Annotated in this window: 9 protein-coding genes; all 9 read left to right on the top strand. The window is 68.9% G+C overall.

Annotation, left to right across the window (positions count from 1 at the left end):
* The first annotated feature begins 3 nt into the window (after positions 1-3).
* Positions 4-1,218 (top strand): NAD(P)/FAD-dependent oxidoreductase, encoded by a 1,215-nt coding sequence (locus BoBH3_RS08480; RefSeq protein ID WP_262330322.1) that lies wholly within the window; start codon positions 4-6, stop codon positions 1,216-1,218.
* Positions 1,218-3,905 carry a nitrate reductase gene (locus BoBH3_RS08475; protein ID WP_262330321.1) on the top strand — a complete coding sequence of 896 codons (2,688 nt, stop codon included), beginning with the start codon at positions 1,218-1,220 and terminating at the stop codon, positions 3,903-3,905. The genes BoBH3_RS08480 and BoBH3_RS08475 overlap by 1 nt, the downstream gene beginning before the upstream one ends.
* Positions 3,906-3,933: 28 nt before the next feature.
* Entirely contained in the window at positions 3,934-4,839 is a 906-nt protein-coding gene (gene ntrB / locus BoBH3_RS08470) for a nitrate ABC transporter permease (RefSeq protein ID WP_262330320.1), read from the top strand.
* A gap of 10 nt (positions 4,840-4,849) precedes the next feature.
* Positions 4,850-5,641: an ABC transporter ATP-binding protein gene (locus tag BoBH3_RS08465; protein WP_262330319.1), complete on the top strand. Its 792-nt coding sequence runs from the start codon at positions 4,850-4,852 to the stop codon at positions 5,639-5,641.
* A gap of 14 nt (positions 5,642-5,655) precedes the next feature.
* Positions 5,656-6,078, top strand: coding sequence for a globin family protein (locus tag BoBH3_RS08460; protein WP_262330318.1), 423 nt, complete (start codon positions 5,656-5,658; stop codon positions 6,076-6,078).
* Between the two features lie 28 nt (positions 6,079-6,106).
* Positions 6,107-7,903 (top strand): NirA family protein, encoded by a 1,797-nt coding sequence (locus tag BoBH3_RS08455; protein WP_262330317.1) that lies wholly within the window; start codon positions 6,107-6,109, stop codon positions 7,901-7,903.
* Positions 7,900-9,489 (top strand): sulfite reductase subunit alpha, encoded by a 1,590-nt coding sequence (locus BoBH3_RS08450; protein ID WP_262330316.1) that lies wholly within the window; start codon positions 7,900-7,902, stop codon positions 9,487-9,489. Before BoBH3_RS08455 ends, BoBH3_RS08450 begins: the two co-directional genes overlap by 4 nt.
* Before the next feature lie 343 nt (positions 9,490-9,832).
* Positions 9,833-10,654, top strand: a complete 822-nt coding sequence (locus tag BoBH3_RS08445) for a metallophosphoesterase family protein (protein ID WP_262330315.1) — start codon at positions 9,833-9,835, stop codon at positions 10,652-10,654.
* Between the two features lie 68 nt (positions 10,655-10,722).
* Positions 10,723-11,904 carry an ABC transporter ATP-binding protein gene (locus BoBH3_RS08440; protein ID WP_262330314.1) on the top strand — a complete coding sequence of 394 codons (1,182 nt, stop codon included), beginning with the start codon at positions 10,723-10,725 and terminating at the stop codon, positions 11,902-11,904.
* Position 11,905 lies beyond the last annotated feature (1 nt).

Genomic DNA, 11,905 nt, shown 5'->3' with positions numbered 1-11,905 from the left:
GCGATGGCCGAGCCCCTGGTCATCATCGGCAAGGGCATGGCCGCGACGCGGCTGGTCGACGAGCTCGGCCAGCGCGCGCTCGGCCGCCATGCCGTCGCGGTGATCGGGGCCGAGCCGCGGCTTGCCTATAACCGGGTGCTGCTCTCGCCGCTTCTGGCGGGGGAGATCGACGAACGGGACATCGAGCTGAAGCCCGCCGCCTGGTGGCGGGCGCGCGGCGTCTCGACCTTCTATGGCCGGGCGGCCAGCGCCATCGACCGCGCGTCGAAGACGGTGACGCTGGAGGACGGGCTAACGCTGTCCTATGGCAAGCTCGTCCTCGCCACCGGCTCCAAGCCGCTGAAGCCGCCTTTCTCCGGCGGCGACCTGCCGGGCGTCCTGACCTTCCGCGACACTGCCGATGTCGAGGCGATGCGGGCTTACGCCGAGCGCGGCGCGCGCATCGTCGTCATCGGCGGCGGGCTGCTCGGGCTGGAGGCGGCGGCGGGGCTCGCCAGGGCCGGCGGCAAGGTGACGCTGCTTCATCTCGTCGACCGGCTGATGGAGCGCCAACTCGACGCCGAGGGCGCGGCGATCCTCAGCGATGCGATGGCCGCGCGTGGCGTCACGGTCAGGCTGAACAGCGCGACGAAGGGCTTCCTCGGCGGCGGCAAGGTCGAAGGCGTGGAGCTTCAGGACGGCGCGGTGATCCCGGCCGATGTCGTCGTCCTCGCCATCGGCGTGCGGCCGAACGTCGATCTGGCCAAGGCAGCCGGACTCGGCGTCGATCGCGGCATCCTCGTCGATGACGGGCTTGCAACCGACGACTCCAACATCTTCGCCATCGGCGAATGCGCGCAGCATCGCGGCCAGGTCTATGGGCTGGTCGAGCCAGCCTATGAGCAGGCGCGCGTGCTGGCTGCGCGTCTCGCGGGACACGAGGCCGCCTATGCCGGTTCGCTGCTCGCAACCAATCTCAAGGTCAGCGGCGTCGGCGTCTTCTCGGCCGGCGAGTTCGAGGCCGGCGAAGGCGCCGAGACGATCCTGCTGCGCGACCCTGCGGCCGGGCTCTACCGCAAATTCGTGCTGCGCGAGGGCAGGCTCGCCGGCTGCATCCTCGTCGGCGACACCCAGGGCGCGCTCTTCTACCTCGACCTGATCCGGTCGGGGCAGGACATCACGTCCCTCCGGGCCGATCTGCCCTTCGGCGAGAGCTACTGCGTCAGGGAGGCCGCCTGATGCGCAACGACGCGCCGCTTGCCCCCGCGCCCATCCGCACCACCTGCCCCTATTGCGGGGTGGGTTGCGGCGTGCTGGCGACGGCGGACGGCAAGGGCGGCGCGACCATCGCGGGCGATCCGGAGCATCCGGCCAATCGCGGCCGGCTCTGCTCCAAGGGCTCGGCGCTCGGCGAGACGCTGGGGCTGGGCAGCCGCGTGCTGCACCCGCTGAAACGCAACGCGGCCGGCACTTACGACCGCGTGAGCTGGGGCGAGGCGCTGGATGCCGTAGCCGTCGGGATCAGGGGCATCATCGCCGAGCACGGCCCGGACGCGGTCGCCTTCTATCTCTCCGGCCAGCTTCTCACCGAGGATTACTACGTCGCCAACAAGCTGATGAAGGGCTTCATCGGCTCGCCGCATGTCGACACCAATTCGCGGCTCTGCATGTCCTCGACCGTTGCCGGCCAGCGTCGGGTCTTCGGCTCGGATACGGTGCCGGGCTCCTATGAGGATCTCGACGGCGCAGACCTGATCGTCCTCGTCGGTTCCAACACGGCCTGGTGCCATCCGGTCCTGTTCCGCCGTATCCAGCAGAACCGCGCCGAGCGCGGCGCCCGTGTCGTCGTCATCGACCCGCGCGTCACCGCGACCGCCGAGGATGCGGATATGGTCCTGCCGCTGAAGCCGGGCTCCGACAGCACGCTCTTCGCCGGCCTGCTCGTCCATCTCTCTGATCGCGGTTTGGTCGACCGCACCTATGTGGCGCGCCATGTCGCAGGGTTCGAGGAGGCGCTCCATAACGCCCGGGCCATCGCGCCGAGCCTTGCTGTCGTCGCGAAATTGACAGGGCTCCCCGAGGCGCAGGTCGCGGCCTTCTACCGCCTCTGGGCCGAGACGCCCGCTGTCGTCACGGCCTGGAGCCAGGGCGTCAACCAGTCGGCGCAGGGAACGGACAAGGTTGCCGCGATCCTGCACTGCCATCTCGCCACGGGCCGCATCGGCCGGCCCGGCGGCGGCCCTTTCTCCCTCACGGGCCAGCCCAACGCCATGGGCGGCCGCGAGGTTGGCGGGCTCGCCAACATGCTCGCCGCCCATATGGGCTACGCGCCGGAGGAGATCGACCGCGTCGGGCGCTTCTGGCAGGCGCCGAACATGGCCCGTCGCGAGGGGCTGAAGGCCGTCGCGATGATGGAGGCGGTGGCCGAGCGCCGCATCCGCGCGTTCTGGGTGATGGCGACAAACCCGGCCGTCTCGCTGCCGCGTGCCGATGCGGTGAAGACGGCGCTTGGCGGGCTCGACCTCTTCGTCGTCTCCGAGAACGTGCTCTCCAACGATACGCTCGCTGCGAAGCCGCACTACATCCTTCCCGCCGCAGCCTGGGGGGAGAAGGACGGCACCGTCACTAATTCCGAGCGCCGCATCTCGCGCCAGCGCGCCTTCCTGCCCCTGACCGGAGAGGCGAAGCCGGACTGGTGGATCGTCTGCGAAGTCGCGAAGCGCCTCGGCTTCGGCAGGGCCTTCGCCTACGCCCATCAGGGCGAGATTTACGCCGAGCACGCGGCGCTCTCGGCCTTCGAGAATGGCGGCACCCGCGACTTCGACATCGGCGCCCATGCCGGCCTCGCGCAGCCTGACTATGACGCGCTCGTCCCCGTCCAATGGCCTGCCCCAGCCGGGCGCCCGGAGGGCACGGCGCGTCTCTTCGCCGATGGCGGCTTCTTCACGCCCGACAATCGCGCCCGCCTGCAGCCGCTCGCCCTGCCGGAGCTGGCAAGCACGGTGGACGCTGACTATCCGCTCCTGCTCAACACCGGCCGCGTGCGCGATCACTGGCACACGATGACGCGCACGGGCCTGAGCCCGCGCCTGTCCGCCCATGTCTCGGAGCCCTCGCTCTCGGTGAACCCGGCCGATGCCACCCGCCTCGGCCTGATCGAGGGCGGCTTCGCCCGCGTCTCGACCCGTCATGGCGCGGCCATCCTCAAAATCGTCTTTGATACCGGCCTCGCGGAAGGCGCGCTGTTCGCGCCGATCCACTGGTCGGGCGAGACGGCGTCCGACGCGCGGATCGGCGCTTTGGCGCAGCCGCACTGCGATCCCTATTCCGGCCAGCCCGAGATGAAGGCGACCCCGGTCGCCGCCTCGCCCGTATCCTTCGCCTCGCAGGGCTTCGTCCTCTCCCGCGACGCCTTCGCACTGCCGGAAGGCTCGTGGTGGGCGCGGCTCGCCGTCGAAGGCGGCGAGGGCCGCCTCTTCGCCGCCGATGCCGGCATCGACACACTGATGGCCGCCATGCGCAGCCGCTTCGGCGAGGACGAACTCGTCGAGATGATCGACCATGAAGGCGGCTCCTATCGCTGCGCCGCCATCCGCGAAGGGAAGCTCGCCGCGGCGCTCTTCCTGGCGCCGGCGGGGCGCGCGCCGCTCTGGGACACGGTCAAGGCCGTCTTCGCCGATCCTGAAGCCGAGGTTGGCAACCGCCTGCCGCTGCTTGCCGGCCGCAACCCCGGTGGGGCCGATCCGGGGCCGGTCGTCTGCGCCTGCTTCGGCGTCGGCCTCAACGCTATCCGCGCCGCCTTCGTTGCGGGCGCCGCCTCGGCCGAGGAGATCGGCGCCAGGCTGAAGGCCGGGACCAATTGCGGCTCCTGCCTTCCCGAGATCCGCCGCATCGGCGCCGCCGCACGCGCGACGGTAGCCGCATGAGACATCAGTTCACCAGAGGAGAGACCGTATGGGTCAGGCCGTGCTGAAGGAGGAGACCGCGGAGGCGAAAATCGTCGCGCTGCCGGGCCAGCCGGCGGTGCTGGCGCTGCCCGCCGTGCAGGGCAAGCCGCTCTCGCAGCGGCTCATGCCCTGGCTGCGTGCCGCGCTGGTCAATCTGGTGCCGCCGCTGATCACCGTCGCGCTGATCCTGCTCGTCTGGCAGCTCGCCGCCTCTGGCCCGCAATCCTCGCTGCCGCCGCCGACCAAGATCTGGGATGAGGCGAAGGACCTCATCGTCGAGCCGTTCTACTGGGCGGGCTCGCAGGATATCGGGCTCGGCTGGCGCATTCTGGTCTCGCTCCAGCGCGTTGCCATCGGCTTCAGCCTCGCGGCGGTCGTCGGCGTGCTGCTCGGCGCGCTGATCGGCCAGTCGGTCTGGGCGATGCGCGGGCTCGATCCCGTCTTCCAGGTGCTGCGCACCGTGCCGCCGCTCGCTTGGCTGCCGCTCTCGCTCGCCGCCTTCCGCGACAGCCAGCCCTCGGCGATCTTCGTGATCTTCATCACCGCGATCTGGCCGGTGATCATCAACACCGCGGTCGGCATCCGCAACATCCCGCAGGATTACCGCAACGTCGCCAAGGTGCTGCGGCTGAACCAGGTCGAGTTCTTCTACAAGATCATGGTGCCCTCGGCGGCGCCCTACATCTTCACGGGCCTCAGGATCGGCGTCGGCCTCTCATGGCTCGCCATTGTCGCGGCCGAGATGCTGACCGGCGGCGTCGGCATCGGCTTCTTCATCTGGGACGCGTGGAACTCCTCGCGCCTCTCCGACATCATCGTGGCGCTCGTCTACATCGGCGTGGTCGGCTTCGTGCTCGACCGTCTCGTCGCCGGCATCGGCAGCGTCGTCACCCGTGGCACCGCGCAAGGCTGAGGAGCGAACGATGGGCTATCTGAAGATCGACCACGTCGACAAGAGCTTCCGGCGCGGCAGCGCCACCACCGAGGTGCTGAAGGATATCAGCCTCGTCATCGACAAGGGCGAGTTCGTCTCGATCATCGGCCACTCCGGCTGCGGCAAGTCGACCCTGCTGAACATCATCGCCGGCCTCACGCCCGCAAGCACGGGCGGCATCCTGCTCGAGGGCAAGGAGGTCAACGCCCCGGGGCCGGACCGTGCGGTCGTCTTCCAGAACCACTCGCTGCTGCCCTGGCTCACCGTCTACGACAACGTCGCGCTCGCCGTGAACAAGGTCTTCGGGGCTAAGAAGAGCAAGGCCGAGCGGCATGACTGGATCATGCACAATCTCGACCTCGTCCAGATGGGCCACGCCAAGGACAGGCGCCCGGCCGAGATCTCCGGCGGCATGAAGCAGCGCGTCGGCATCGCGCGCGGCCTCGCCATGGAGCCCAAGATCCTGCTGCTCGACGAGCCCTTCGGCGCGCTCGACGCGCTGACCCGCGCCCACCTGCAGGACTCGGTGATGCAGATCCACGCCGCCCTCGGCAACACCATGATCATGATCACCCATGACGTGGACGAGGCGGTGCTGCTCTCGGACCGGATCGTGATGATGACCAACGGCCCCTCCGCCCGGATCGGCGAGGTGCTCGACGTTCGCCTCGCCCGGCCGCGGAAACGCCTCGATCTGGTGTCCGACCGCACCTACATCGCCGCCCGCGAGGCGGTGCTGAAGTTCCTCTACGAACGCCACCGCTTCGTCGAAGCCGCCTGAAGGGAGGGCAAGCCATGACGCCTGCGCAGGTTTCCGAGATCAAGACGAGCTTCTCCATGGTCGCCCCCATCGCCGAGCAGGCCGCCGCGCTGTTCTACGGCCGCCTGTTCGAGATCGCGCCCGAGGTCCAGCCGCTGTTCAAGGCGGCGGACATGAAGGAGCAGGGTCGCAAGCTGATGGGCACGCTCGCCGTCGTGGTGAAAGGGCTCGAGGACCTGCCGGCGCTGATGCCGGCCGTCGAGAACCTCGCACGCAAGCATGTCGGCTACGGCGTCGCGCCCGAGCACTACGTTCCCGTCGGCGCGGCGCTACTCTGGACGCTGGAGCAGGGCCTCGGCGAGGGCTTTACCCCGGCGGTGAAGGACGCCTGGACGACGGCCTATGGCGCTCTTTCCGGCGCGATGATCGCCGCGGCGGAGAAGCCGGCCGCCGCCTGACCGCGAAGCGCATCCGGAAAACAGCATCATGAGCGACGATTTCACCCCCGAGCAGAAGCGCTATCTCGAAGGCTTCACGAGCGGCATGCAGTCGGCCCGCACGGCGCGCGGGCTGGCGCCGCTCGGCACGGGCGCTGGCGGGGGCAATGCCACGCCCGCCGGCCCCGATCGGGAACATCTGGAGGCGCAGGCGAAGACTGTCTCCGGCGGCGGCAAGCTCGCCGATCAGGAGAAATGGAAGGCGGCCGAGCACCCCTTCGACGCTTATGCCCGCTTCAAGGAACAGGCGTCTTCGGGAACCTATCCCAAGCCCGAGGACAATTTCCGCTGGCGCTATCACGGGCTGTTCTACGTGGCGCCCGCCCAGAACAGCTATATGTGCCGCCTGCGCATCCCCAACGGCATCCTGAAGAGCTGGCAGTTCGCCGGCGTCGCCGACATCGCGGAGAGCTTCGGCGGCGGCTACAGCCATGTCACCACCCGTGCGAACCTGCAGGTCCGCGAGATCACCGCCGAGAACGCGCCGCTGCTGCTGGAGGGCCTCGCCGATCTCGGCCTCACCGCCAAGGGCTCGGGCGCCGACAACATCCGCAACGTCACCGGCTCCGCCACCGCCGGCATCGACCCGCTCGAGCTGCTGGACACCCGGCCCCATGCCCGCGCCTGGCACCACCATATCCTCAACGACCGCTCGCTCTACGGCCTGCCGCGCAAGTTCAACGTCGCCTTCGACGGGGCGGGCTCGATCGCGACGCTGGAGGACACGAACGACATCGGCTTCCAGGCGATCGAGGTCGGCGCCGGCGCGTCCTTCGAGGGGCAACCGGTCGAGCCCGGCATCTGGTATCGCCTCGCGCTCGGCGGCATCACCGGCCACAAGGACCTAGCCCGCGACACCGGCGTCATCGTCGCGCCGTCCGATGCCGTCGCCGTCGCCGATGCGGTGGTGCGCGTCTTCGTCGCCAATGGCGACCGCACCAACCGCGCCAAGGCGCGGCTGAAATACGTGCTCGACGCCTGGGGCTTCGAGAAATTCCTGGCCGCCGTCGAGGAGAAGCTGGGCCGCAGGCTGATCCGGCTGGACAGCGCCTTCGTCGCGCCGCGACCGGTCTATGACAGGCTCGCCCATATCGGCGTGCATGCGCAGGCGCAGGCCGGCCTGAACTGGGTCGGCGTCGCGCTGCCGGTGGGCAAGCTCACCGTTCCCCAGATGCGCGTCATCGCCGCGATCTCGCAAGAGTGCGGCGACGGCGACATTCGCCTCACCGTCTGGCAGAACCTGCTGATCTCAGGCGTGCCGGATGCCAGGGTCGAGGACGTGCTCGCGAATCTGAAGGCCTGCGGGCTTTCGGCCGAGACGTCGATCCTGCGCGCCGGGCTGATCGCCTGCACGGGCGCGACGGGCTGCAAATTCGCCGCCGCCCACACCAAGGAGGATGCGCTCGCCATCGCCGCCCATTGCGAGCCGCGCATCACGCTGGACCAGCCGGTGAACATCCACCTCACCGGCTGCCATCATTCCTGTGCCCAGCACTATATCGGCGACCTCGGCCTGATCGGCGCCAAGGTGCCGGTCAACGAGGAGGGCGACACCGTGCCCGGCTACGACCTGCTGGTCGGCGGCGGCTATGGCGTCGATGGCGGCATGGCCAGGCCCTTCCGCGAGAAGGTGAAGGCCGAGGACGCGCCGGCCCTGGTCGAGGCGATCCTGCGTACCTGGCAGACGCATCGTGTCACGCCCGAGGAGAGCTTCGTCACCTTCGCGCGGCGCCACGACATCGAGGCGCTGAAGGCACTGGTTGCCGAGACGGGAGAAGCGGCGTGACCCTCCAGACCCCGTCCCCTCTTGTCCAGGTCATCCCCGAGACGGCGCCTTTCAGCGAGGAGCAGCGTTCCTGGCTGAACGGCTTCTTTGCCGGTCTCCTCTCGCTCGACAACGCCGGGGTCACCGCGCTCTCGCCCGCCGAGAACGCTGCGGTCATGGGCGGCGCCGAGGATGATGGCGCGCCCTGGCACGATCCGGCCATGGAGATCGCCGAACGGCAGAAGCTGGCCGAGGGCCGCCCGCTGCCGCGAAAGCTCTACGCCGCGATGGCTCAGCAGGATTGCGGACAGTGCGGCTATATCTGCGAGACGTATTCGTCGGCCATCGCGTCGGGGGCGGAAGGGCGGCTGAACCTCTGCGCTCCGGGTGGCAAGGAGACGCTGCGCGCCGTCAAGGCGCTGATGGAGGAGGGCGGCTCGGCCGCAGCTGCGGCGCCTGCCGAGGTCGCCGCTCCGGCCGCGCCCGCTGGCCCGGCAGGCCGCAGCCGCGAGAACCCGGCGCTGGCGACCTTCCTGTCCCGTCGCAAGCTCAACGGGGCAGGCTCCGAGAAGGAGACCTGGCATGTCGAGTTCGACCTTAACGAATGCGGGCTCGACTACGTTGTCGGCGACGCCTTCGGCATCGCGGCGCAGAACGATCCGCGCCTTGTCGATGCGGTCATCGCTCTGCTCGGCGCGCGGCCTGACGCCGATGTCGCGGGCAAGAGCCTGCGTCAGGCGTTGATCGCCGATCGCGCGTTGGGGTCGGCGCCGGATGCGCTCTTCCAGCTCATCTCCTATGTCACCGGCGGAGAGACGCGGGCCAAGGCGCGCAGGCTGGCGGCGGGCGAGGACCCGGATGGCGATCTCGACCGGCTCGACGTGCTCGGCGCGCTCCACAAGTTCGGCGGCGCGCGGCTCTCGGCGGAGGCCTTCGTCGAGGCGCTCGACCCTCTGCAGCCGCGGCTCTACTCGATCTCGTCGTCGCACAACGCCACGCCCGGCCGCATCTCCCTGACGGTCGATGCCGTGCGCTATGCCATCGGCTCGCGCCCGCGCTGGGGCGTGGCCTCGACCTTCCTCGCCGAGCGGGTCGCGCCGGGCGAGAAGGTGCCTGTCTATGTCCAGCGCGCCCATGGTTTCGGACTTCCGGAGAATCCGCAGACGCCGGTCATCATGTGCGGCCCCGGCACCGGTGTCGCGCCGTTCCGCGCCTTTCTGCACGACCGCCGCGCCACGAAGGCACCGGGCAAGAACTGGCTCTTCTTCGGCCATCAGCGCCGGACGTCCGACTTCTTCTACGAGGATGAGCTCGACGCCATGAAGGCGGAAGGGCTGCTGACCAATCTGACGCTGGCCTGGTCCCGCGACGGCGCCGAGAAGATCTATGTCCAGGACCGTATGCGCGAGCGCGGGGCCGAGCTCTATGCCTGGCTCGAGCAGGGCGCGCATTTCTATGTCTGCGGCGACGCCAAGCGCATGGCGAAGGACGTCGAACGCGCCATGATCGACCTCGTCGCCGAGCAGGGGCGCAAATCCACGGAAGACGCTGTGATCTACGTCACAGAGCTCAAGAAGGCCGGCCGTTATCAAGCTGATGTGTATTAGCTAGATAGGAACGTCCGCGGGAAACTCTGTTCCGGCATGAGCGAGGCAGGGGTGAGGTGAGGTCGCTCACCGAGCTTGCCGTGGGGGATTGGTCGCGCAGCCTTGAAGCGGCATGCTGCCGGTCGAGCGACCTCACCTCACCCCTGTGCTTCTCCCTCCGGAATGAGACGTCCGCTCCATGAGGCGGTGAATGGCGCGTAGCCGGCTTCCCTCGCCATCGCCGCTCCGCAAATACATTTGTGTCATCAAACATTCATCTGTATGGTTCATGGCAAAAATGCCGCTTCCGAACTGAAGGACGCGGCCCGTATCCCGGCAGCGGGAGCGTGTTCGGAGGGAAGCCATGCACCGGGTCGTGCAAATTTCAGACACCCATCTCAGTCCGATCAAGCAGCATTTCGCCTGCAACTGGGAGCCGCTGACAAGCTGGCTTTCGGCGCAGCGGCCCGACCTCGTGATCCATACCGGCGATGTCACGGTCGATGGCGCCGATATCGCCGCCGACTTCTCGCATTGCAGTGACCTGCTCGACACGCTCGGCGTGCCCGTGCTCAGCATCCCCGGCAACCATGATGTCGGCGAGGCCTATCATCCGCACCAGCCGGTCAATGACGAGCGGCTGGCGCGCTGGCGCGAGCATATCGGCGAAGATTTCTGGGTCCATGATCTCGAGAATTGGCGGCTGATCGGCCTCAATTCCATGCTGTTCGGCAGCGACGAGACCGAGGAGCAGCGCCAGCTCGCCTGGCTCGACCGGCAGATCGCAGAGGCGCAGGGCCGCCGCCTCGGCTGGTTCCTGCACCGCCCCCTCTTCATCGAGAGCCCCGACGAGGGCGACAAGGGCTACTGGAGCGTGCCGCCGCGGCCGCGCGCCCATCTGCTTGATCTCGTCCGCCGGAATGACGTCGCCTTCGTCGCGAGCGGCCATCTCCACCGCGCCCATGATTTCGCGGTCGACGGCACCCGCTACATCTGGGGTCCGTCCTGCGGCTTCGTGGTCGGGTCGGAGATGCAGCCCGGCATGGCCGGTTCCGCGACGCTCGGCGCCGTGACCTACGGCTTCGAGGGCAGGGACTATACCGCGCAGGTCCATGAGATCTCCGCGCTGAAGACGCTCTGGATCGATGACGTGATCCACGAGGTCTACCCCTCGCCCGTCGCCTGACGGCCGCTTCCTGCCGGACCCCGTTTCGACGCGGGCTCCAATCCCGATAACGCAGAGAGGCGAACGACATGGCCACGGTCGTGCTGTCTTCCATCGCCAAATCCTTCGGCCCGACGAAGGTGCTGGGCGGCGTCGATCTCGACATCGCCGATGGCGAATTCCTGACGCTGGTCGGCCCTTCCGGCTGCGGCAAGTCCACGCTGATCCGCATCATCGCGGGGCTGGAGCATCAGGATGCCGGCAGCGTCGCGATCCGCGGCGCGGGCGTCGACCATCTGCGCCCGCATGAGCGGCGCGTGGCGATGGTCTTCCAGTCCTATGCGCTCTATCCGCATATGAGCGTCCGGGCGAACATCGCCCTGCCGCTGACCATGTCGCGCCTCAAGCTGCGCCAGCGCCTGCCGCTGGTGAAGCATCTCTCGCCCGGGCGGCGCGAGATCCTGCGCGGTATCGAGGCCGATGTCGGCGCGGTCGCCTCGCAGCTCCAGCTCGACCATCTGCTCGACCGCAAGCCGGCTCAGCTCTCGGGTGGCCAGCGCCAGCGCGTCGCGCTCGGACGCGCCATGGTGCGCAGCCCCGACGTCTTCCTGATGGACGAGCCGCTCTCCAATCTCGACGCCAAGCTGCGCGTCCACATGCGCACGGAGCTGGCGGAGCTGCACAAGCGGCTGGGCGCGACCTTCATCTACGTGACGCACGACCAGGTCGAGGCGATGACGATGTCGGATCGCGTCGCCATGATGGATTCAGGCTCGATCCTGCAACTCGGCACGCCCTCGCAGCTTTACGAGAAGCCGGCCTCGCTCAAGGTCGCGCAGTTCATCGGCAGCCCGGCGATCAACCTCTTGCCGGCCTCCGTCGCGGCCGGTGGCCGGCTCGAGCTCTTCGGTCGGCCTCTGGCGCTCGCCGTCGACGAGGCGCCAGGGCGCTCGGTTACGCTCGGTATCCGCGCCGAGGCGCTGTCGCTCAGCCATGGCGAGCCGGGGAGCGCGGTCTTTTCGGCGCGGCTCCGGCGCAAGGAGAATCTCGGCTCCGAATATATCCTCCATTTCGATCTCGCCGGGCGCGACGCCGCTGCAGGCGTGACCATGCGGGCCAGCCCCGCGACGGCGGCGGGCATCCATGAGGCCTCCGAGGTCACGCTCGGCTTCGACGAAAGCGCGGCCCATGTCTTCGGCGCCGATGGCGAGCGCATCGAGCCGCGCGGGCAGGGTGCCGCGACCGGCTCCGTCGTGCCGCTGAGGGCCTGAC

This window comes from Allobosea sp. BH3 (genome assembly GCF_025499465.1).
In the GTDB taxonomy this organism is placed as follows: Bacteria; Pseudomonadota; Alphaproteobacteria; order Rhizobiales; family Beijerinckiaceae; genus Allobosea.
This window is presented reverse-complemented; position numbering and strand designations above follow the sequence as displayed.